Below are 21,467 nucleotides of genomic sequence, written 5' to 3'. Positions count from 1 at the left end.
GCCTCCGGTCGAGCCGACGCCGGAGCCGACGCTGGACCCTTCGCCGGAGCCTACGGTCGAGCCGACGCCGGAGCCGACGCTGGACCCTTCGCCGGAGCCTCCGGTCGAGCGGACGCTGGACCCTTCGCCGGAGCCGACGCTGGAGCCGACGGTCGAGCCGACGCTGGAGCCGACGGTCGAGCCTTCGCCTGAGCCTACGGTCGAGCCGACGCTGGACCCTTCGCCGGAGCCGACGGTCGAGCCGACTTCGGGCCCTTCGCCGGAGCCGACACCGGAGCCTTCGCCGGAGCCGACGGTCGAGCCGACTTCGGGCCCTTCGCCGGAGCCGACACCGGAGCCGACACCGGAGCCTTCGCCGGAGCCGACGGTCGAGCCTTCGCCGGAGCCGACGGTCGAGCCGACGCTGGACCCTTCGCCTGAGCCGACGGTCGAGCCGACGCTGGACCCTTCGCCGGAGCCAACGTCGGAGCCTTCGCCGGAGCCTTCCGAAGAGCCAGCCGATCCAGAAGAACCCGAATCGACACCGAGTTTTGACGTGTCGATGGAACGAGCTAGCGACCGATTCCTACCGCAGTACGTTTTTACCGTCGATCCCGGAGCTGTAGCGCCCGGAGAGACTTTTGAGTTCAGCATGAAGATGGACCGCCGCTACTGGGGCTGGGCAAGCTTCGGGCAGAACTGCTCGGCGAGTTCACGGTACTCGCAGCAGATGAACGTTGAATGCGTGGTCTCCGAAGACAGACCTGTAAAGGTGACGATCACCGTTCTTCATGGACGCGGCAAGCTGAGTGTCCTTTTCGCGCGCCCCGATGCACCGGAAGCGGGCATTGGGTTTGCTGTCCCTCGGCATTAGCACTGGCTGCAGCGGATCAAACGGGCGTCCGCTGCGAACGGTTGTGCTCAAACGGGCAAACTTCCCGGCATATCAGCGCACATTCAGTCCCAGAGGCAGTAAAAGGTTCGAGTGAAGAATTGCCATTGCTCGATGCGAACCTGACAGGTTTTACGCCCGCCCGCTCAGCGTGCCTTGACCGCTTTGGCCGGATAAAAGGCTTCGATCAGTGATACCTGGCGTTCCTGCTCGGATTGGTGCAACGCATCGACAGCATCATGAACAGGTGCCGCAGGGGCCAGAATTCGTACCGGGACACCGACATCCATGAGTGAATCGACATCGATGCCGGGTTCTGAGCTTGAGCCGCCGACGCCGTCGATTTGGCGCGGATCTAGGGCCCTAAGGAAGCGAAGCAAGACCGCCCCGACGGTAAAGCCGGGGATCTTGAGCCCGTTTCGTTCGCACACCCAGAATTTGCTGGTACCCCACGCCTCCATGTTCCCTCCATTGATCATGCAATAGGGCTCAAGTCAGCTATCGAGCCCACCGCGCCGACCATCGCTTGTGTCGGGTAGCACGGTTGTCATGAATCGATGATCTGGGAAGGCAGAGTGTGCAGGTAGTCACGAAAAATGCCTTAGATTGCAGCAATGCTAAATTCCGCGATTTACTAGGCTTTACTCGGCGCAATCGTTGGGCAGCCAACGGGATAATGATGTCGGAGCGTCTGAAAGTTCAATCAAGAATCCAGTAGAAGTTGCGTTTCTGGAGTGCATTGAATTATTACTACAAGGAGAGAACATGCTTGACGTGAAGAGACTGCAAATATTGCTCGCAGTGATTGAGGGCGGATCTGTCACGTCGGCCGCGGATGAGCTTTTCTATACGCCGTCGGGAGTATCCCAACAGCTGCGCAAGCTCGAGGAAGAGGTCGGTCAGCCTCTGCTGCAGCGCCACGCGCGCGGCATGACTCCAACCGACGCGGGTCATGTTCTCGCATCCCACGCGAGGCATATCTTGCAGCAGATGGATGCCGCAGTCGCAGACCTGGACCAACTGGCGGGATTGAAAAGCGGAAGCCTGAGCTTGGGGACTTTTCCTACACTCGGAAGCTCGTTCATGCCGCTGGTGATCAGCCGCTTCCGCAAGCTGTACCCCTCGGTCAATCTCGACGTGCGCAGCACCCGTTTGGAGGAGCTCATTTCGCTGCTCTCCAAGGGGGAGATTTCCTTGGGGTTGCCCTGGGAGTACGAGTGGCACAAGTTGAATCGTGCGGATTTCGAACTGACGACGCTGTTCACCGAGCCGACGGTGCTTGTGGTTGGGGTGGAGCATCCTTTGGCAAAGCTAGATGAGATCGACATGGCAGATACGGCGCAAGAGCAGTGGATCGTCCGCGCGAATGAGCATCCGGTGGCGGAGCTTTTGGAACGGACTTGTAATGCTGCCGGGTTTTCGCCGAAGATTTCCTTTCAGGCAAATGATTACCAGGAAGCGCAGGCAATGGTCTCGGTGGGATTGGGCATCGCCCTGGCCCCGAAGTCCGCGGTGATGAACAACCATCCCGGAGTCAAGATCCTGTCGCTGGGCCAAGCCGCCGCGTCGCGCAGTGTGGTCCTCGCCCAACGCCGGGATCGAGTTCGGGCTCCAGCCGAAAACGCCTTCCAATCGCTGCTCGTGGAAATGGGCAAAACCTGGATTGATTAGATCCGGGCCGAAGGGTGCGATAGTTGCGCGGTGTGCGCTCTTCGGCGCAAGGTGGCTGGAATAGAGCATTCGAGGCCTCTTTCTCCTAAGTAGAGCAAAAAACTCTTGACCAGCATTCGGCATGTGTTTTAGGCTTCAAGGTAACCTGATATACCAATTGGATACCAAATGAAGATTTTGTGCTGAGCCCCAAGGGTGCCCTTGATTCGCGCGAAATCCAACGGTCCTGAGGCCATAAGAATAACCGTCACGAATGGCCGGCGCTGCACATTCATGCCGCTCCGGCCCGGACGCAAAATCTTCACTCCGGTTGGCCCAGGGCTCCACAGCCAAGCATTCTGAGCGAGGGTAAAACCCAATGATCTCCAACGAAACAATCACCAGCTACCTTGAACGGCTCGCTTCTAAGGCGCCTACTCCAGGGGGAGGTGCTGCCGCAGCTTTGCACGCCGCCCAGGGTGCCGCGCTGGTGTCCATGGTTGCCGAATTCACCTCCGGACCGCGATTCAGAGAGGTCGAGGACAAGGCTCAGCCGATCGCCAAACATGCACGCATACTGATGCGTTCGGCGCTTTTCGAAGCGCAGGAAGACGAGCGATTGTTCGGGGCCTTAGGCGATGCATACAGGATGCCCAAAGAGGATGAAGAGCAACTGGCAGCGCGTACCGCGGCCATACAAAACGCCACCATTGCAGCGGCGGCCCCGTTGATCTCAACCGTTGAATCCTCCGCGGCGGTCATTGAGCTCGCCCAGCGTTTGGTCGAGATCGGAAACCGCTCGGTGATCAGCGATGTGGCTGCCGCCGCCGAAGCGGCGCGAGCTGCCCTGGGTACCGCGCTGGTGACGCTGGAAATGAATATTGCGGCAATACACGATGCCGAACAGCGCGAACGCTTGAGCCTGGTGGCCGGCCAAGCCTCCGACGCGATCGTGGCGGCAGAAGCACTCAGTGCGCAGGTCCGCTCGGTGGTGGCTGCGTGACCGCGCAACGCCTCACCGGACAGCCGGTGGCCGCCGCCATCCGTGAACGCACCGGCCAACTCGTTTCGCAGCTGGCGAGCGAAGGGATCACCGCCCGAGTGGCGGTGGTGCTCGCAACCGACAACGAGGCAACGGCCTGGTACGTGCGCTCCATCGAACGCGCCGCCGAACGGCTCGGAGTTCACTGCCAGGTGCTCGACCTGGCCTCCGGCACCCAGTCGGAGCTGGCCCAAACGATCCGCGCCTTGAACGCAGATGAGACGGTGCACGGCATTATTTTGCAGACGCCGCTGCCCGAATCGGTTGATCCGGCGGCCCTGGTGCAGCTGATCGACCCGGCCAAGGACATCGATGGAGCCAACCCGCTGAGCCTGGGCAGGCTCAGCGTGGGCCAGCCGGCCTTTGCGCCGGCTACGGCACGTTCGGTCATCGAAATCCTCGAATACTATCAAGTCCCACTCGCCGGGGAACACGTTGCGGTGGTGGGCCGTTCCGCAGTGGTGGGCAAACCGCTCGCCCAGCTCTTGCTGCAGCGCGACGCAACGGTGAGCATCTGCCATTCACGAACTACCAATCTCGCCGAGATCACCAGGGGCGCGGCGGTGACCGTTGTGGCGGTGGGTCGTGCGAACCTGCTCACCGGCAATGAGGTCAGCGATTCGTCGGTGGTCATCGATGTGGGCACCAATGTCACCGAGGATGGCCAGCTGGTAGGCGACGTCCACGCGGAATCGGTGCAGCCTCTGGTCCGGGCGATGAGCCCGGTGCCTGGGGGAGTAGGCACGGTAACTACCGCCCTGTTGATCCTGCACGCGACGCAGGCGGCGCTCGCCGCCCTTGAAGATGCCGAATCGAAAGGAGCTCCCATGGTCGGACGCCGGTAGCTGTTCGCCAGCGTTTCGAGCATCAGTGCAGGGCAAGCCAGTCCGCATGGCTGCGCAGGACGTTGAAACGACAGGTGCAAGGCAAAAACAGTATCTTCACGGTGCGCGTTGGCCGGGATCCGGAGTGGGATCTGTCGCCGGCGCCGCGCTGGAAAAGTAGCCGCTGCATCATCGCTTGGAAGGCCGATGATGCAGCGGCTTTCCTTGTGTTCCAGAGGTTTCCGCGGTGCGACCGAGGGCGACCTGCCCAGCGCATCAGGACCAAGTTGTGACGGAGGCGGTTCAGGTCAACGGGCAGTGCAATTCGAAGGGCCCCACCTTGTAATTGGGCCAGGTGTATGCGGTTGAATTAGCTCCACGTAGAACTGGGACAAATTGGACACCAAGTCTCGAAGTCTACTGCGGTAGTGAGAGAGCTTCGCATCATCACGGCTCAAGGGTTGGGCCCAGTTGATGAAGAATGGGGGTTAGAAGTGGTTGATGGGGCGTGATCGATCTGGGCGATGAATTCGTTGACCCATTGAACGGCGGAGATGACATCAGCGGCTACGTTGAGTCCATTTGCTGCTTCAGCATAGAGGGATTCCCAGTCGGTTTCTTCAACCGCTACAGGTGGCCAAGGGTGCGCTTTGCGGTAAGTGAATAGTCGGACGCAGGTTGATCGTACTTGCGTGAGATCTAGTTGCTCTTGGGTGCCCAGCAGCTGAAGGTCTACGAGGTCCCGGGCTCGGTCACTTCCAGGAGCGGTAGATGCATGGATTTTCTGGGCGATTTGATGATCTGCTGGCATTACCGGCACAGGAGCTGGGGATGGTAAGCCGAGAGAAGTGAACATGTCGATAAGGTTCTCGGCAAGAACCAGTACGGGGTGTTCCGCGTCGCCGATTTCATTGTGGCCCAGTTCAAAGGGGACGGTGCACCATGCTTTTCCCTTGTAGTCGAGCTTGACGTCGAAGCGTTTCATTACGTAGGAAGCCGGGACTCCTGCGGGTTTCAGTTGCTTCTTTTCAACAAGACGTCCGGTGAAGCCCTCCCATCCTTCTAGGAGGCGATCTGCGAAATCATCGCGGAACTTTGCCAGTCCACTGGCCCGTGCGGCGTCGAGGTCACGCGTGAATCGTGTTCCAGTGCCATATCGCAATGCCATAGCACTTCCACCTTTTACGGATCCTCCGGGGAGCATTTGCCCGACAATGACCAGTGCCATGGAGGTGCGTCGCCGGGTGACTAAGCTTTCCTCGCCTTCTAAGTTTCTAATGCGCTGGTTGAGCGCTGTGAGATTTGCGGGTGGGGTTGGATACTTCATACGGAAAGTTCCTTACGTACCTGGCGCCATTCTGCAGAGGTGAGAAGTCCTTCGGCGCGGGCCCTGATCGCGGCGTCTCGTAGTCGTGATGCGGGTATTTGTCCGCGGCATTCAATGAGGGCTTCGGCAACCCGTTGCGCCGGAATCCCCTGATAGTGAGTCACTTTTGTGTCTACTGAAGCTCGAACGAGATTTATATAGCTAGGCATAGCTCGACGTACGCGATGGGTTGTACCAACTGTGATTTTTCGAGGGTTCACATCCGCCAGCCCTAGGAGGGCAAGGACAGTTTCTCCTCGCAGGTGGGAATCGGCGCCCGCTCGTAAGGTAGCTTCCGCGAACTGATCGTGGTCAGTTGGTGGAATGTCGGTGACCCGGTAAAGGCGGTACCCGGTGTGTTCCAAACCGCCTCGGGCGGCAAGTTTTGGCAGCTCCACCGCCGGCACGCCAGCGTCGGTGGCGCCGGTGACAGTGACGTAGCCATAGTTGTCGTAGGCGATCTCTCGCAAGATGTCTCTATAGCTTTGCTTCATGTCAATATTATACCGTTAACAGTATAAAATTGACACCACTATAAGCGGGCAACGTCCCTGTGCTGAATTGCCGAAGGCCATGACGAAAGGACTCCTCAACCCAGCGAATCCTGCCGTATGCGCTCAATGATGCTCGCGGTAGGTCTATTCGCGACTGGAATGTTCAGTTAATTGCATTGTTCCGTAACTACCGGAATGCATCTATTTACTGAACATCGGACGGGTGCGGTAGTTCATCACACAGGATGCCAACGACGAAGCCCGGTCTTGAGGAACCCCGGGTAGTTCCACTGCTGATCAAACGACGCGGAAACCAGAACGCAGCGCGCGTCTCGTACCTATATATGCGTATATACGGCAAAAGGCCGGGCAGCTGTTCGTTATGAACGGCTACCCGGCCCCTCGGAGGCCGGATGTGGCTAGCTGGCCGAGGTGGCCAGCGAAACTCCGCGCAGCCGGTCCATCTGCGGATCGTACAGCGGATCATCGACCACGGTCGCGGCGATCGGCTTACCGAAGTACTCGATCTGCACCGCATCTCCGGTCTGCACAGTCTTCGGCAGCCAGGCGTAGGCGATGGGCTTGCGCACCGTGTAGCCAAAGGTGGCGCTGGTGACGTAGCCTGCCGGTTCCCCGTCCACGTAGACCGGTTCCTTGCCCAGGACCACGGACACGCCATCATCGATGGTCAGGCAGCGAAGCCGCTTGGTGGCCGCGGCGGCGCGGTCCGCCAGGGCGGCCTTGCCCACGAAGTCCACGGTCTTGGTGGCCTTGACCGCGAAGCCCAGCCCGGCCTGTTCCGGCTCGTGCTCGCTGGTCATATCGGTGCCGAAGGAGCGGAAGCCCTTCTCCAGTCGCATGGAGTTGAACGCTTCGCGTCCACCGGCGATGATGCCGTGCTCCTGGCCGGCTTCGAAAAGCACATCCCAGAGCTTGGCGCTGACATCCGCCGAGGCGTAGAGCTCCCAGCCGAATTCGCCCACATAGGACAGGCGCATCGCGGTCACCGGAATGCCGGCGATGGAGATCTGCTTGGTGCGGAAGTACTTGAGCCCCTCATTGCTCATATCGTCTTCGCTGACCTTGGCCATCACCTCTGGGGCCAGCGGACCCCAGAGCCCGATGCAGGAAGTTCCGGCGGTAATATCGCGGACGGACACCCACTGGCCCGGGTTCGCCTCGTTGAACTTGCGGGCCTCGCGGTCCAGATAGGCGACATCCACATTCGAGTTGATGCCGGCCTGGTAGAGCTCTTCGGAGATGCGGGCCACGGTGATATCGCTGGTGATGCCGCCGGCGACGTCCAGCAACAGGGTGTAGCTGACCATGCCAGGTGCACGCAGCATATTCGCTGTGGTCAGGCCCTGGAGCATCTGCCCGGCGCCCGGGCCGGTGACCTCCACGCGCTTGAGCGGGGTCATGTCGAACATCGCCACGGCGGTGCGCGTCTTCCAGGCTTCCACCGCGGCAATCGGCGAGTGGAACATGTCCGACCAGTCATCGCGCGCCGGGGCGGCCCATTCGGCGGGCAGCTGCTCGAGCAGGGAAGCATTGGCCTCGTACCAATGCGGGCGCTCCCAGCCGGTGCCTTCCAGGAAGAAGGCTCCCAGTTCCTGCTGCCGGGAGAAGAACGGGCTGGTGCGCACATTGCGCGGCTTCAGCCGCGGCTCCAGCGGGTGGCGGATATCGTAGATCTCCACGAAGTTCTGCTGCGAGGTTTCGCTGACGTACTCCTTGGTGGTTTGCATGTCCTCGAAGCGGTTCAGGTCGCAGTCGCTCAGATCGGTCTTCGAGGTGCCGGTGGTGATCAGTTCGGCCACGGCCTTGGCGATGCCCGGCGCGTGGGTGACCCACACGGCCTCGGCCACGAAGAAGCCGTCGACCTCCTTGGACTGGCCCACCAGCGAACCGCCGTCCGGGGTGAAGGAGAAGATCCCGTTGAAGCCGCGCTGGATCTGGGTATTGCGCAGATCCGGCAGCAGTTCCTTGGTCGCTTCCCATTCGGCGGCGAAGTCCTCGGGGGTGAAGTCCAGCGAGGATGGCATCCGCTCGGAGGTGATTTCCTCGGGCTTGTAGGTCCGCAGGGTGTCCAGGTCCACGGGCATCGGGCGGTGCGCGTAGGAGCCGATGCCGATGCTCTCTCCCCACTCGCGGTAGTAGAGGTCGCGATCCTGGTAGCGCAGGATCGGCCGGCTGGCGCCGGCCGGCAGTTCGTTGATGCCCGCGAGGGATGGCGCAGGGGTGGTCCAGGCGAACTGGTGTCCCAAAGGCAGCAGCGGGATCTCGGTGCCCACCATCTTTCCGATATTCGGGCCCCAGAAACCCGCGCAGGAGACCACGATATCTGCCTCGAAGCGGTCCTCGCCGCAGATGACCGCGGTGACCTTGCCGCCGGATTGCTCGATATCGGTGACCACGGTGCGGTCGCGGAATTCCACGCCCGCGGCCTTGGCGCGTTCCATCACCAATTGGGTTCCCTTGGCGGCCAGAGCCAATCCGTCGTTCGGCGTGTAGAGGCCGCCGAGGACCAGCTCGGGGTTGAGCATCGGGAACTTCTTCAGGCAATCCTCCGCGTCGACCACGTGGGCCTCCACCTCATAGGAGCGGTTCCACCCGGCGCGGCGATGCAGATCTGCCAAGCGCGCTTCGGTGGTGGCGATCTCCAGCCCGCCCACGCGCAGGTAGGAGCCGCGACCGTCGGCGCCCACCAGAGAGTCGAGCTTCTCGATGGTGTACTGCGCGAATTCGGTCATGGATTTCGAGCCGTTGGACGAGAAGACCAGGCCCGGGGCGTGGGAGGTGGAGCCGCCGGGGATATCCAGCGGGCCCTGTTCGATAACCAAGGTATTGGTGTGGCCCAGTTGGACAAGTTCGTCCGCCAGGTTAGCGCCGACGATTCCGGCTCCGATGATGACGACCCGAGGTGAAGTTTGAGACATGGGGGACTCCTTATGTACTGATGGTGTGGTGGAGCAACTGCTGGCGGTACTGGGGGATCGGGCCGCGACGGCTAGGCATCGATGACCAGATCGGTTTGCGCGGTGGAGCAGCAGGGCAAGAACTTGCCGGCGGTGATCTCCCGGGCGCGAATTCCGCCCTGGTGGTTCATCTCCACGTCCCCTTCGAGCTTGACGACCTTGCAGGAGCCGCACATGCCTTCCTGGCAGTTGGCCCCGATGCGCACTCCGGCGCGTTGGGCTACCCCGAGGATGCGCTCATCCGAGTTGATCTTGACGTTGATCGCGGTCCGCAGGAAGGTCATGGTCAGCTCGCCTTCGCCCACGGTGGGGAAGGAGGAGGCGGCAGGCGGCTCTTCTTCGGTGACCAGCGGTTCGGCCGGCGGCAGCGGAACGTCGGAGTCGACCACGACCAGCTTTTGGCCGACGGCCTCGAGGGTGCCCGTTTCGTCATAGTCCGGCTCGTACATGCTCAGCTCCGGCGGCTGGCTCTCGTAGAACTCCTCCACCGATTCGGCGACTTCTTCCGCGATGCCCTCTGCCAGTGCGATTTCTGCCTGGTATTCGAGCAGCGTCTTGCGGTCTCCGGAGAAGAATTCCATGAACACCGAGGTGTCATCCACGCCGACTTCGCGCAGCAGCTTGGTGGCCGAATTCAGATAGCCTTCCGGACCACAGGCAAACACCTTGCGCCCGTTGGCATCCGGGGCCACCGCCTCGATCATTTCGGCGGTGAGCCGTCCGGAGTATCCGTCCCAATCTGCGGGTTTTTCGCGATTTCCGAGCGAGTAGGAGACCCTGATGCGCGGATCGACCTGCTTGATGTATTCCAGCTCGCGCCAGAAGGGGAAGTCTCCGGGCACGGTGCCGTGGCAGAGCACCACCACATCGGCCTGGCCGGGCAGCGAGTGGATGGTGCGCACCATGGAGATGATCGGAGTGACCCCGGCCCCGGCACCCAGGAACAGGAAGCGGGCGCGGCGGTCGGAATCGCCCAGGTGGAAGGCCCCGACCGGGCCGAGCATGTCCAGCACCATGCCCGGACGCAGGTTCTCATGCGCCCAGGTGGATACCAGTCCCTTGGGGTCGCGCTTGATGCTGACATTGAATGTCCAGGGCACGGTGGGCGCACTGGAAATCGAATAGCTGCGGTCCACCGTCTCCTGGTCTTCGCCATGCACCGGGAAAGCGATGTTCAGGTACTGCCCGGCGCGGAACGCCAGCGGGGCGCCATCGAGGCGGCGGAAGACGAACGTCATCAGCCCGCCGGCTTCCTCGATGGTCTGCACGCATTCGGCCAGGAATTCCTGGGGATGCCAGGGGCCCAGTGCGCGCGCTGCGCTCGCCGGGCCTTCTTGGCTGCTGAGCACCCTGTTCCAGGGCATTTCCAGCCCGCGCAGGCGCTGGGCGCTGCTCAGGAGCTTGGCGGTACCGGTCATGCCAGGTGCTCCAAAACGCGCTGCGTGTACCAGTTGATGAATGCTTCGACCTGGTATTCGCTCTTCATGTACGGGCCGGGTTCGTAGGCGGGGCTGCTGGCTCCGGACTGGCAGAGCTCGACAAAGGCCTTGTCCTGCAGATTCGTCTGCTTCCAGGTGTGGGTGAGCGTCTCCAGATCGTAGTCGTCGCCCTCCACCGCATCGTCGGCCACGAGCCAGGTGGTGCGCACCAGGGTCTGATGCTCGTTAATAGGGAACGCGGCGAAGGTGATCACGTGGTCGGACTGGAAGTGGAACCAGCTATTGGGCTGCAGGTGCATGGAGCAGCGGCCCAAGCGGAAGTCGCGCAGCTCGCCGAGCAGCTTCTTCGAGAGCCGGTGCCCGTCGGCGGAGAAGGACTCTCCGTCGCCATCCAGGGATTCACGGGAAATGCGGATCCCCGCGACGCGGGTGTCCAGCTCCTCGACGACTTCGTACGGGATCCCGTAGCGGCGGCAGCGTTCTTCCAGCCCTGCCTGGGCTTTCTGGTTGCGTTCCCAGACTTCTTCGAGATGCGTAGGGACGGTCTCGTCGGTCAGGCCCCGGGTGGGGAACAGCGAGCAGGCTAGTTCCGGGTGGCCATCGCAGTGGTAGCACTCGCGGTTGTTCTCCATCACCAGCTTCCAGTTGCCCTCTTCGATGATGTTCTGCTGGTAGGCGACCTTGGCGCGGGAAATATCATGCGGGGCCAGGTAGGGTTCGAAAATTTCGGCGACCTGGTCAAAATCCTCAGGTGGCTCCTTGGCCAAGGACACAAAGATCAGCCCGGCGTGGATCCGGCCGTGGGCGCGCTTGAGCGCAAAGCAATTCTTGTCAAAGGTTCCCTCGCCCGGAGCCGAGGCGTGGATCAGGTTGCCCTCGGGGGAGTAGGTCCACGAGTGGTAGCCGCAGACCAGGTTGCCGGTGCTGCCCGAAGCTTCGGTCAGCACGCGGGCCCCGCGGTGGCGGCACACGTTGTGCAGCACGTTGACGCCTCCGTCCTCGGTGCGCAAAACGATCAGCGAATGCGGCCCGTAGTCGAGGGTGACGTAGTCTCCGGCCTCCGGGATTTCGGCAACGCTGGCGGCAAAGAGCCAGTGGGTTCCGAAGATTGCCTGCATCTCGACCTTGAATACCGCAGGATCTGTGTACAACGGTGCTTCAAGCGAGTAGCCCTTGCGCCGATTCTGAAAGAGTTCGGTAATCTCGGCGAGCTGTTCATCGCTTACCGTTGAGGCGAGCTTGCCACGCGTCGAGTGCGGAGTGCTTACCGAAGCGGTCATATTTTACTCCTAGAAGCCGGACGCCTGCAGGCGCCCATGAATGTGAAAATGGGGAAGATTCATTGTGAGTCGAATCACCATATGAGTTGAGACTAGAAACAATCGGCCAACAAGAAAAGCGCAAGAAAGTGAATGAAATCGTGCAGAATAGGTGCATGATTGATCCTCGACTCATTACCCTTCGAGTCTTCTCCTCGGCGGGCACCATTGCACGGACCGCCGAACTCACCGGATACTCGCCATCGGCGGTCTCCGCACAGCTTCGTGAGCTGCAGCGTTCCCTGGGAATCAAGCTGATGATCAAGGATGGGCGCGGGGTGCGGTTGACCGTCGCAGGCCGGCACTTTGTGGCGGGACTCGACGACATTGTGACGCAATGGGAGCTGCTGCGGTCCTCGGCGCTGTCGGCCGAAGGGCAGGTCCAGGGCGATTTCGGACTGGGCGGTTTTTCGACGGCGGCAGCGCAGCTGCTGGCCCCGCTGGCATCGACCCTGCGCAGAACGCGGCCGCATGTCGAGGTTCGGCTCATGGAAGCCCAGCCGCAGCGCTGCCTGGATCTATTGCTGGCCGAGCGGATCGACCTCGCCGTGATCGTGGCATCGCAAACACCTGGATCAAGTGGCGGCAACGCCAAGTTCGAGCAGACGGCGCTGCTCGATGACCCGCTCGATGTGGTGCTGCCCGCGGAGCATCGGCTGGCGATGAATAAATCGGTGTCGCTCTCAGAGCTCGCCGAGGATCCGTGGATCTCGGACTCGGAGCAATCGGTCTATCGAGCCCTGTTCGTTGCCGCCTTCACCTCGCTGGGGGTCACCCCGCATATTGCCCACGAGGCGGTCGAGTGGGAAACGATGATCGCCTTCATCGGGGCGGGCCTGGGAGTGGGGTTGATGCCGCGCTTGGCGACCTTGGGCAGCGCGGAGAATGTGGTGCGCCGCCGAATCTCCGGAGCAATCAAGCCATCGCGGCGAATCGTCGCGGTGACGCGCAAGGGCAGCAAGGGGGCGCCGCTCATCGAGGAATCTTTGACGGTTCTGCAGAGCACCGCAAAGAGCATTATTTCCCAGCGATTGACCGAGGAATTGGACGGGTAGCCCCTCCCTCTGGCATCGGCGGGAGCGCGAGTCAAGTTTCGGTTTCCTATTGACATAGATCACACTCATGAGGAGACTTGGCCTAATTCCAATTAGTATCCAACTGATATTTCAAGGGAAAGGTCCACCATGGGCAACTTGGCAGTAAGCTACGCCGGCGCAGGCAAGGTCGAACTCATCGATTCGCCGTATCCGGAATTTGAATTGAAGGACGGCCCGGGAGTCCACCCGGCAAACATTGGCCGCCAGGTCCACCACGGCGTCATCCTGCGCACCATCGCCACCAATATCTGCGGCTCCGACCAGCATATGGTCCGTGGCCGCACCACTGCCCCGGAGGGTCTTGTGCTGGGCCACGAGATCACCGGAGAAGTGATCGAAGTCGGTCGCGACGTGGAGTTCCTCAAGGTGGGGGACGTCGTTTCGGTGCCCTTCAACATCTCCTGCGGCCGCTGCCGCAACTGCAAGGTCGGACAGACCGGCATCTGCTTGAACGTCAACCCGGACCGTCCGGGTTCCGCCTACGGCTATGTGGACATGGGCGGATGGGTCGGCGGGCAGGCCGAATACGTGCTGGTTCCATACGCAGACTGGAACGCGCTGAAATTCCCGGACCGCGACCAGGCCATGGAGAAAATCCTTGATCTGACAATGCTTTCGGACATTTTCCCCACTGGCTACCACGGAGCCATTGGTGCCGGGGTGACGGTCGGATCGACCGTGTATGTCGCCGGCGCCGGTCCCGTGGGCCTGGCGGCGGCCACCTCGGCGCAATTGCTCGGCGCGGCGACCGTCATCGTTGCGGATCTCAACGCCGACCGGCTAGCCCAAGCGCGCAGCTTCGGATGCGAGACGGTGGACGTCTCGCTCGGCGATCCGGGCGAGCAGATCGCACAGATCCTGGGCACGCCCGAGGTCGACTGCGGCATCGACGCCGTCGGCTTCGAGGCGCGCGGCCACGGGCACGACGCCGGGAAGGAGCAGCCGGCCACCGTGCTGAACTCGCTCATGGAGATCACCCGGGCCGGCGGCAGCCTCGGCATCCCCGGGTTGTATGTCACCGGAGATCCCGGAGCCAGCGACGAGGCGGCCAAGCAGGGCTCGCTATCCATGCGCTTCGGGCTAGCCCGGGTATTTCATGAAGGCCGGTAGTCATTAACTGACTTAAAAGATGAAAAGGTGACCTGAACAGGGAAAATAGGAGTTGTTGAAGCTTCCAAAATACCCGTACAAAGGATCACCTTTTCTGTGAACCATTCTACCCAAGTTTTCCCTGCCATCCCGACCCAACTCACCAGTCAATCTCTGGTCTCTCACGCAGGGTTGTCGGTGCTGACCAGCTTCCTGAACGCGGTGGACTTCCGCAGGCTCTGCGAAGACAGGTTCAGCCAGTTCGTACCCGCTACCGCAACGCACCGTCCAGGCAAGATCCTCGGCGCACTGGCCCTGTCCTTGGCGGCCGGCGGTGAACAAGCCACAGATATTGACCAGCTACGAGCCGCACCAGAACTCTTTGGCTCAGTAGCGTCGGATGCCACGATCAGCAGGTTCATGGGCCGGATCAAAGAACAGCCAGAAGCTTTCTCCTACGGGTTCGCCACCATGACCCGCAGCCTGCGCTCCAAAGTCTGGAATGCGGCCGGGCCGCGGAATCCAGCCCGGCTGGCCACGGCAGCCAATCCGCTGATTATTGACCTCGATGCGTCGCTAGTGCATGTTCATTCTGAGAAGGAAAACAGCGCTGGGACGTATAAAGGTGGGTACGGTTTTTCACCGATGATTGCCATGGCCGATTACGGCAAAGCCAACGGCACCGGCGAAGTCCTCGCCGTGCAGTTGCGCCCGGGAAACCGGGGCGCTAATTCCGCCGCCTCGCATATCGAGGTGCTCGGCCAAGCGCTGGCTCAGTTGCCTGATGATTTCTATGACGAGCACGGGAACCTTCGTGGTGAGAAGATCCTGGTCCGTACCGATAGTGCCGGCTCCTCCCGGGAGTTCTTGCACCACCTGGATTCGCTGGGGATCCAATTCTCCACGTCGTATTCGCTGCCGGTTCTCAAGGAGCGGTTCATCCGGTGGATCGATCAGAAGAAGTACTGGGAACCAGCCCTGGACGCTAACGGAGATCAGCGTGATGATGCGTGGGTGATTGATGCAACGAAGGTCTTGGAGTTGAGGCAATACCCGCCTGGAACTCGGATTTACCTGCGTGCTGAGCCGTTGCATCCCGGTGCGAAAGCGAACTTGTTCGATACGGACGGGAATCGGGTGACGGCGTTCTTGACCAATGCTCCGCGGTTCAACGTGGCGTTCCTCGATGCTCGGCATCGTGCGCGTGGCCGGTGCGAAAATCGGATCAAAACGCTCAAGAGCACGGGGTTGGGCAAGCTGCCGTATTGGTCTTTTACCGCGAATCAGGCGTGGGCTGACCTGGCAATGTTCGCTTTGAACTTGGTCGCATGGCTGCAGCTGGCCGTGCTACCCGGTGGTCATGAAGCTGGGTGTTGGGATCTGAAGCGGTGGCGATACCGGCTGTTTTCGATGGCTGGGAAAATCGTCTCTGGTGGGCGGCAACGCCGGCTGTTGATCTCGGCAAGAGCACCAGAAGCACAACTGTTATGCCAACTGAACGAGGGTGTTGGCGTGTTGTTTCAGCGGTGGCGGCGCGGTGAGCTGGCTGCTTGAATTGGCAGTGGTGTTTCCTTGTTTCTTTGGTTTTGAAAGATCATTTCAGTCCAGGTAGGTGGAGCCTGGCATTCAGCGTCGGTGCAACGGGCGCTCTTTGGCATGGGCGGAATCAGAAACGGCCACCGGGAATCCTGGGTATCGGATTTCGGTGACCGTCAAAGACCTCATGAAAAATCTGGGCTAGGTTTTGCCAAGTCCCATACCTTCGTCACCGGCCAGTGCCCGGCGATGAAGTACAACCGAGGGCTGATGCAGGCGATTCTTTCGGACAAGGTCTCGATCGCCAAAAACGTCAACGCAACCGCCATTCCGTTGACCGACGCACCCAAGGGATATGCGGCCTTCGACGAGGGTGCGGCGCAGAAGTTCGTGCTCGACCCGCACGGCCTGATCGGCGCCTAGCTCGCGGAGCGCAGCGCGGGGACGCAAGGTTTACTCCTTCGGCCCCGCGTTTGTGCCGTAGCCGGTGCATTATTCGGCGACCGCCGTGCCCCTGCCAGTTCATCGAGCACGGCGGTCGCCGCCTTTAACCTGACCGAGCAACGACTTTGTTGCGCCCGTTTTCCGGTTGCGGGCAGGCCAAGCCGCGGAGCCATTGCGGAAGGCCGTCATGTTCCACCATCAAAGGAAAATCTATGAATCGCAGTGATCAACCAGTTCAAGATCTAGTCAGCGAGCTGCATTCGGCTCGCCGGCGCAGGCCGAGAAAATACCCGTCAGGCGGGACCGACTATTGGGTTTTCGGAATTGCCGGCGCCCTGGCGTTGGCGTTCATCGCTTGGGGGTTCGCCTCGCCGACCGGTCTGGGAAACACCGCGGGCAAGGCCTTGGACTGGGTGATCACGAATACCGGTTGGATGTTCGTGATTGCGGCTACCGTCTTCACCATATTCGTGCTGGTTGTGGCGGCCAAGAACTTCGGCCGCATCCCGCTGGGTAAAGATGGCGAGAAGCCGCAATTCAGCACCATCTCCTGGATTTCCATGATGTTTGCCACCGGAATGGGCATCGGACTGGTGTTCTACGGTGTGGGTGAACCGTTGTTCTTCTACATGTCCCCTCCGCCGGGAACGGTTGAGGGGCAGAGTGCCGCGGCCGTCGGCACCGCCATGGGCACCACGCTGTTCCACTGGACGCTCTTCCCCTGGGCCATGTATGCGATTGTCGGCTTGGGCATGGCCTACGGCAGCTTCCGCTTGGGGCGGCCGCAGCTGTTCTCCGCGATGTTCAGCTCAATTTTTGGCGAGCGGGTGGTCAACGGCTGGGGCGGCAAGACGATTAACATCTTGGCCATCCTGGCGACGCTATTCGGGTCGGCTTGCTCATTGGGACTCGGTGCGCTGCAAATCGGCGGCGGAATACAGTCTGCCGGACTCCTGCCGACCGTGGGCTCCGGAGTTCTCGTTCTGATCATCGCGGTTCTCACCGCCTTGTTCGTCGGTTCGGCGGTTTCCGGCATTGAGCGCGGAATTCAATGGCTTTCGAACATCAACATGATTCTTGCGGTCATCCTCGCGGCTATCGTGTTCATCGGTGGGCCAACGTTGTTCATCTTGAACGTGATTCCAAACGCGGTGGGATCCTTTATCAGCGATCTGCCTGAAATGGCTTCGCGAACGGCCTCTTCCGGCGACGGAACCATGGCCACCTGGTTGTCATCCTGGACTATCTTCTACTGGGCCTGGTGGGTTTCATGGACCCCGTTTGTCGGTCTTTTCATTGCCCGCATCTCGCGTGGCCGCAGCATCCGCCAATTTGTCACCGGAGTGCTGCTGGTGCCGTCCACGGTGACGTTGATCTGGTTCGCCATCTTCGGCGGCGGTGCGATCGGCCTGCAGGAGCGGGCGGAACGTTCCGGAGACATGGGCCAAGCAATGGCGCAAATGGTGGATGGGGTGCCGAATATCAACTTCAATTCGGTGCTTTTCGATCTGCTTGGAAGTTTGCCCTTCCCCGCATGGTTTGGAACAGTGCTCATCGCGTTGACGGTGGTATTGATCGCGATCTTCTTCGTCACCGGAGCCGACTCGGCCTCCATCGTCATGGGCGCGCTGAGCGAACGCGGTGCCGAGGAGCCGTCCAAGAAGTCGGTGATTTTCTGGGGTGTTTCGGTTGGTGCGGTGGCCGCGGTCATGCTGCTGGCCGGAGGAGACCACCCGGCTGCGGCATTGAACGGATTGAAGAACATCACCATCGTCTCGGCGCTGCCGTTCGTGCTGGTGATGCTGCTGCTCTGCGTGGCGATTTGGAGAGATCTGAGCAAGGATCCCCTGGTGCTCCGGGGCAGAGTTGCGCTTGAAGTCCTCGAACAAGCCGTGGACGATGGGATAGATCGGCACGACGGAGAGCAGTTCTGCCTGATGACCACCGAGCAGACGATCGTCACGGTCCAGAATGCGCCCTTGAACGGTGAAGCGAAGGACGCTTTTGCAGATTTGGACGAGGAATACGCTGCTGAGTTGGGTTCCCCGAATGGCCTGCCTGGCCCCCTTGGGCCCGACGGGGATCTGGAAACCGAAAAGGCAGCCAAATAAGCCAAGCGCCTTGCGCACTAGGCCTGGCGGGCCGAGCAATCCATCGCCTAGCTCGGTCCGTCAGGGTGCGCGACGCAAGGCCTGCTCAAAGTGCGTGACATGCGCCGAGACCAACTGCGCCGCCAGCTCGTCTTCGCCTTCGAGGATTGCACGGAGCAAGGCCGAATGCTCGGTGATGTGCTCGGCGATCGGCGGCATTTGGTCAATCACCAGGCACCAGATCCGTGTCACCAGATTATCCAAGCGGACGAGGGTTTCCTCAAGATGCTTATTGGCGCTGGCCTTGTAGATGAGCCGGTGGATTTGCACATCGAGCAGCAGCAGCGAACGCTGATCGACGCTCCCGTCCAGGGCATCGATCGTGTCCAGGTAGTTGGTGATCTCGGCCCTGATTCCGGCATCTTTATTGGCCGCTGCATTTCGGGCAGCCAGGGGTTCGAGACTCTGGCGGATTTCGGAAATATGGTTCAGCTCGTGGAAGTCAACGGCCGTGGCAAAGGTGCCGCGGCGCGGGTAGGAAACCACCAGGTGATCCGTTTCCAGCCGTTTCAAGGCTTCCCGAATCGGAGTGCGCCCCACGCCGAGTTCTTCGGCTAGTTGCGGCTCATGAATTGGGTGGGTGGGAGCGACTTCGAGCAGTACCAGGCGATCGCGAAGTACGCCATAGGCATGATCGGCCATCGATTGGGTACCCGTATCGGTGCCTGCGGTCTTAGGGGGCATCAAATTGTCGCTCTCTTCACTGGTCATATATCAGTTGCCAATAATCAAAGGGTATCGCTCGAGTGCCAATCGGTCACTTCCTCAGAGCTGCGAAAGAATCGTTGCGGACCAAGCGCCAGCGGTTCACTCACCGGTGCGGCGACAGTACGAAGATCAGGCCTTGGCGCACTTGCGCCGCAGGCGGCTTTGAAAGCCAAGAAGGTGCGCCCGTTTGCCTGGGGGAACGTGGATCCGTAGGGTGGCAAAATTGCTTGATGCAGCGGTTTTCCGGGCAATGAAAAATCCCCTAAGAAACTTATTGACGCTGTGACGCAGCGAACATAGACTTGTGATCAGTTATTGATATATCAGGGATTGGAATCAGGGTTTGATCTGTCGATTGCCGAAGTTGAGATGCAGAAATCAACTTCCGATTTCGGAACGGACCTTGGGCCCGTGCGGGATGCTGGCATTGGATTCACCCCTAATCTAAAATCATTGCTCACAGCAGCGATACCCTGCTAGGGAGGGGTACGGATCTTCTGGCATTGGTGAGCCAATGCAAGAAGGAGGGCGTGGTTGGTCAACAACGACAGATCGCAGGCGTAGACCACATCGATTCCCCACGAAATGTACGAGGCATGACGGGACACTGTCATCTCGGTGAACCTAAGGAGCGGCAAAATGACCGAACTGAACAATAAATATGTCTTGACCCTCACCTGCGCAGAGCGCCCGGGGATTGTCCATGCCGTGACCGGTCTGCTGCTGAAGCACCATGGGGACATCCGGGAGCTGAAGCAGCATGATGACCAGCGTTCTGGGACGTTGTTCATGCGCATTGAGTTCGAAGTGTCCCAAACTTCCAATGTCGCTGCCGAAATCGCCGAATTGGAGTCGAGCTTGACCGAACTGGCGACAGAGCACGAAGCCACCTGGGGCCTGCGGGCCTCGGGCAAGAAGAAGCGCGTGGTGATCATGGTGTCAAAGTTCGGGCACTGCCTGCATGACCTGCTGTTCCGCGCGCGCATGGGGGAACTGCCGGTCGAGATCGCAGCGGTCGTCTCAAACCACCCGGATCACCGCCAGCAGGTGGAGTGGAACGGCATACCGTTCTTCCACGTTCCGGTCACCGCCGAGACCAAGCCGGAGGCAGAGGCCCGGCTCATGGAGCTCGTTGACCGTTTTGATGTGGACTTGGTGGTGCTCGCCAGGTACATGCAGGTCCTCTCCGATGATCTCACCCGGCAGCTCACCGGACGCGCGATCAACATCCACCATTCATTCCTCCCGTCCTTCAAGGGTGCCAAGCCTTATCACCAGGCCTTTGAGCGCGGCGTAAAGACCGTTGGTGCGACGGCGCACTACGTGAACAGCGAATTGGATGAGGGGCCGATCATTGCCCAGCAGGTCCAGAACGTTGACCACAGCTACGGGCCGGAAGATCTTGTCGCGGCCGGTCGGGATACCGAATGCAAGGCGCTGTCGGACGCGGTGCGCTGGCACTGCGAAGACCGGATTTTCCTCAACGGCTCACGCACCGTGGTGCTGCGCTAGGTTTTTCCCGCAAGCCAGCCGGCAGATGCGCAGAGTTCCGCGTGGCGGGCTGAAGGTCGCATGCCGTTGAAGGGTGCTCGTGGATCGTTCGTGGCGAACGGTCTGCGAGCATCCTGCTTTATAGCGCTTCCCGTCAGCGGCGCTGGCTTTGGCGGTAAACGCTCAGGCTCAGCGACAATATCGTCAGCGAGCGCGCATCATTCAGATCCGCTTCAAGCAGTGATTCCAGCAGTGCGAGGCGCTGGTAGAACACCGAACGCGACAGCCGGCAGCGGGTTGCTGCCTGGGAGCGGTTGGTTGGCGAGCTGAGGTAGGCTTCGAGCACGCGCAGGCACTCAGCGCGTCGGTTGGTTTCCAGGGCCAGTATGGGTGCCAGCTCTTGCTGCGGCAGACGTTGCACGGCCGGTTCGTGGCGCAATTCGTGGGTGAGCAGAGCCAGCGGGTATTCGGCGGCCAGGACCACCGCAGCGCTTGGATCCAGACGCAATTCGCAGCCTTCGGTGGCCTGCTCGATCGAGGTCCTGATCTGCGCGAGCTCTGCAACTATTTCTCCCAGGTAAATGGGGCCTTCGAAGGCAGGGGACTCCACTGCGTGAACCATCGCTTGCTGGAAGTCGTCTTGGAAGTGGTTGGTAGCGGTCGAGACGATGCCAAATAGTTTGGGCGTTGGTGAATGAAGGGCTCCAATAACTAGATTGATCCCGTTTCCGGCATGCTGCTTAATTTCCTTCACTGCGGCTTTCGGGTCTTGTCCCGAGGCGAGCGGGACGGCGAAGCCGCGCAGGGCCCGTTTCCTGACCGGGAATCCGGCAGCCTCAAATTTTCCGGTCAGCAGCTTCAGATTGGTTTCCCGGCTATTGAGCAGATCGTCGAGCAGCTCGCAGGCCGTATCGAACTTCCATAGCGCCGGACCTCGGGTGCGCAATAGCGGCTCTTCAGGAATAAGAG

At 60.7% G+C, this 21,467-nt stretch carries 18 protein-coding genes and 2 pseudogenes; 11 read left to right on the top strand and 9 right to left on the bottom strand.

Annotation, left to right across the window (positions count from 1 at the left end; genetic code table 11):
- Nucleotides 1–192, top strand: a pseudogene (locus CIK74_RS19035) (BatC protein); the annotation flags it as partial.
- A gap of 2 nt (nt 193–194) precedes the next feature.
- On the opposite strand, the gene CIK74_RS19030 reads toward CIK74_RS19035, so the two are convergent.
- Nucleotides 195–524 carry a hypothetical protein gene (locus CIK74_RS19030; protein WP_170947798.1) on the bottom strand — a complete coding sequence of 110 codons (330 nt, stop codon included), beginning with the start codon at nt 522–524 and terminating at the stop codon, nt 195–197.
- 17 nt (nt 525–541) lie between these two features.
- On the opposite strand from CIK74_RS19030, the gene CIK74_RS18725 reads away from it, so the two are divergent.
- Nucleotides 542–853 carry a hypothetical protein gene (locus tag CIK74_RS18725; protein ID WP_205738264.1) on the top strand — a complete coding sequence of 104 codons (312 nt, stop codon included), beginning with the start codon at nt 542–544 and terminating at the stop codon, nt 851–853.
- A 164-nt stretch (nt 854–1,017) separates the two neighbouring features.
- Here the strand turns inward: CIK74_RS18725 and CIK74_RS08160 are convergent, their stop codons facing one another.
- A complete protein-coding gene (locus CIK74_RS08160) occupies nt 1,018–1,332 on the bottom strand; it encodes a hypothetical protein (protein ID WP_096255443.1) in 315 nt (104 codons plus the stop codon).
- Nucleotides 1,333–1,636: 304 nt separating this feature from the next.
- Between CIK74_RS08160 and CIK74_RS08155 the strand changes: the two genes are divergently transcribed.
- From CIK74_RS08155 to CIK74_RS08140, 3 genes are all read left to right on the top strand, one after another.
- Nucleotides 1,637–2,542: a LysR family transcriptional regulator gene (locus CIK74_RS08155; RefSeq protein ID WP_096255441.1), complete on the top strand. Its 906-nt coding sequence runs from the start codon at nt 1,637–1,639 to the stop codon at nt 2,540–2,542.
- Nucleotides 2,543–2,900: 358 nt separating this feature from the next.
- Complete coding sequence (locus tag CIK74_RS08145; protein WP_096255437.1) at nt 2,901–3,524, top strand: cyclodeaminase/cyclohydrolase family protein; 624 nt, start codon at nt 2,901–2,903, stop codon at nt 3,522–3,524.
- The gene (locus tag CIK74_RS08140) at nt 3,521–4,408 is read left to right on the top strand and encodes a tetrahydrofolate dehydrogenase/cyclohydrolase catalytic domain-containing protein (RefSeq protein ID WP_096255435.1); all 888 of its coding nucleotides are present in this window, start codon (nt 3,521–3,523) and stop codon (nt 4,406–4,408) included. Before CIK74_RS08145 ends, CIK74_RS08140 begins: the two co-directional genes overlap by 4 nt.
- Before the next feature lie 433 nt (nt 4,409–4,841).
- On the opposite strand, the gene CIK74_RS08135 is transcribed toward CIK74_RS08140, so the two are convergent.
- From CIK74_RS08135 to CIK74_RS08115, 5 genes are all read right to left on the bottom strand, one after another.
- Nucleotides 4,842–5,714, bottom strand: coding sequence for a nucleotidyl transferase AbiEii/AbiGii toxin family protein (locus CIK74_RS08135; protein ID WP_096255433.1), 873 nt, complete (start codon nt 5,712–5,714; stop codon nt 4,842–4,844).
- Complete coding sequence (locus CIK74_RS08130; RefSeq protein WP_096255431.1) at nt 5,711–6,247, bottom strand: hypothetical protein; 537 nt, start codon at nt 6,245–6,247, stop codon at nt 5,711–5,713. Before CIK74_RS08130 ends, CIK74_RS08135 begins: the two co-directional genes overlap by 4 nt.
- A gap of 419 nt (nt 6,248–6,666) precedes the next feature.
- Entirely contained in the window at nt 6,667–9,186 is a 2,520-nt protein-coding gene (locus CIK74_RS08125) for an FAD-dependent oxidoreductase (protein WP_096255430.1), read from the bottom strand.
- A gap of 71 nt (nt 9,187–9,257) precedes the next feature.
- Nucleotides 9,258–10,643, bottom strand: a complete 1,386-nt coding sequence (locus CIK74_RS08120) for an iron-sulfur cluster-binding domain-containing protein (protein ID WP_096255428.1) — start codon at nt 10,641–10,643, stop codon at nt 9,258–9,260.
- Entirely contained in the window at nt 10,640–11,944 is a 1,305-nt protein-coding gene (locus CIK74_RS08115) for an aromatic ring-hydroxylating dioxygenase subunit alpha (protein ID WP_096255426.1), read from the bottom strand. Before CIK74_RS08115 ends, CIK74_RS08120 begins: the two co-directional genes overlap by 4 nt.
- 155 nt (nt 11,945–12,099) lie before the next feature.
- Here CIK74_RS08115 and CIK74_RS08110 point away from each other — a divergent pair, with 155 nt between their 5' ends.
- The 5 genes and pseudogenes from CIK74_RS08110 (at nt 12,100) to CIK74_RS08090 (ending at nt 18,260) form a co-directional block, all read left to right on the top strand.
- Nucleotides 12,100–13,038 (top strand): LysR family transcriptional regulator, encoded by a 939-nt coding sequence (locus CIK74_RS08110; protein ID WP_096255425.1) that lies wholly within the window; start codon nt 12,100–12,102, stop codon nt 13,036–13,038.
- 129 nt (nt 13,039–13,167) lie between these two features.
- Nucleotides 13,168–14,190, top strand: coding sequence for an alcohol dehydrogenase catalytic domain-containing protein (locus tag CIK74_RS08105; protein WP_240520495.1), 1,023 nt, complete (start codon nt 13,168–13,170; stop codon nt 14,188–14,190).
- A 96-nt stretch (nt 14,191–14,286) separates the two neighbouring features.
- Complete coding sequence (locus tag CIK74_RS08100) at nt 14,287–15,723, top strand: IS1380 family transposase (protein WP_096255423.1); 1,437 nt, start codon at nt 14,287–14,289, stop codon at nt 15,721–15,723.
- A gap of 180 nt (nt 15,724–15,903) precedes the next feature.
- Nucleotides 15,904–16,128, top strand: a pseudogene (locus CIK74_RS08095) (formaldehyde dehydrogenase, glutathione-independent); the annotation flags it as partial.
- A 233-nt stretch (nt 16,129–16,361) separates the two neighbouring features.
- Nucleotides 16,362–18,260 carry a BCCT family transporter gene (locus CIK74_RS08090; protein WP_096255422.1) on the top strand — a complete coding sequence of 633 codons (1,899 nt, stop codon included), beginning with the start codon at nt 16,362–16,364 and terminating at the stop codon, nt 18,258–18,260.
- Nucleotides 18,261–18,320: 60 nt separating this feature from the next.
- Here CIK74_RS08090 and CIK74_RS08085 read toward each other — a convergent pair whose 3' ends face one another.
- Complete coding sequence (locus CIK74_RS08085) at nt 18,321–18,941, bottom strand: GntR family transcriptional regulator (RefSeq protein ID WP_240520496.1); 621 nt, start codon at nt 18,939–18,941, stop codon at nt 18,321–18,323.
- Between the two features lie 705 nt (nt 18,942–19,646).
- Here CIK74_RS08085 and purU point away from each other — a divergent pair.
- Nucleotides 19,647–20,519, top strand: a complete 873-nt coding sequence (gene purU / locus CIK74_RS08080; protein WP_096255420.1) for a formyltetrahydrofolate deformylase — start codon at nt 19,647–19,649, stop codon at nt 20,517–20,519.
- Between the two features lie 133 nt (nt 20,520–20,652).
- On the opposite strand, the gene CIK74_RS08075 is transcribed toward purU, so the two are convergent.
- On the bottom strand, nt 20,653–21,467 hold an 815-nt coding region (locus tag CIK74_RS08075; RefSeq protein WP_170947796.1), incomplete at its 5' end, for a helix-turn-helix domain-containing protein.

Origin of the sequence: Glutamicibacter sp. BW77 (genome assembly GCF_002332285.1) — a bacterium.
In the GTDB taxonomy this organism is placed as follows: Bacteria; Actinomycetota; Actinomycetes; order Actinomycetales; family Micrococcaceae; genus Glutamicibacter; species Glutamicibacter bergerei.
Note: the sequence above shows the minus strand (reverse complement) of the source record. Positions and strands in the feature narration are given on the sequence as shown.

Excerpts from the sequence above, each read along its gene's own strand:
- CIK74_RS18725 (WP_205738264.1), top strand. The coding sequence starts at position 542 with ATGGAACGAGCTAGCGACCGATTCCTACCGCAGTACGTTTTTACCGTC.
- CIK74_RS08160 (WP_096255443.1), bottom strand. The coding sequence starts at position 1,332 with ATGGAGGCGTGGGGTACCAGCAAATTCTGGGTGTGCGAACGAAACGGG.
- CIK74_RS08155 (WP_096255441.1), top strand. The coding sequence starts at position 1,637 with ATGCTTGACGTGAAGAGACTGCAAATATTGCTCGCAGTGATTGAGGGC.
- CIK74_RS08145 (WP_096255437.1), top strand. The coding sequence starts at position 2,901 with ATGATCTCCAACGAAACAATCACCAGCTACCTTGAACGGCTCGCTTCT.
- CIK74_RS08135 (WP_096255433.1), bottom strand. The coding sequence starts at position 5,714 with ATGAAGTATCCAACCCCACCCGCAAATCTCACAGCGCTCAACCAGCGC.
- CIK74_RS08130 (WP_096255431.1), bottom strand. The coding sequence starts at position 6,247 with ATGAAGCAAAGCTATAGAGACATCTTGCGAGAGATCGCCTACGACAAC.
- CIK74_RS08125 (WP_096255430.1), bottom strand. The coding sequence starts at position 9,186 with ATGTCTCAAACTTCACCTCGGGTCGTCATCATCGGAGCCGGAATCGTC.
- CIK74_RS08120 (WP_096255428.1), bottom strand. The coding sequence starts at position 10,643 with ATGACCGGTACCGCCAAGCTCCTGAGCAGCGCCCAGCGCCTGCGCGGG.
- CIK74_RS08115 (WP_096255426.1), bottom strand. The coding sequence starts at position 11,944 with ATGACCGCTTCGGTAAGCACTCCGCACTCGACGCGTGGCAAGCTCGCC.
- CIK74_RS08110 (WP_096255425.1), top strand. The coding sequence starts at position 12,100 with ATGATTGATCCTCGACTCATTACCCTTCGAGTCTTCTCCTCGGCGGGC.
- CIK74_RS08105 (WP_240520495.1), top strand. The coding sequence starts at position 13,168 with ATGGGCAACTTGGCAGTAAGCTACGCCGGCGCAGGCAAGGTCGAACTC.
- CIK74_RS08090 (WP_096255422.1), top strand. The coding sequence starts at position 16,362 with ATGAATCGCAGTGATCAACCAGTTCAAGATCTAGTCAGCGAGCTGCAT.
- CIK74_RS08085 (WP_240520496.1), bottom strand. The coding sequence starts at position 18,941 with ATGGCCGATCATGCCTATGGCGTACTTCGCGATCGCCTGGTACTGCTC.
- purU (WP_096255420.1), top strand. The coding sequence starts at position 19,647 with ATGACCGAACTGAACAATAAATATGTCTTGACCCTCACCTGCGCAGAG.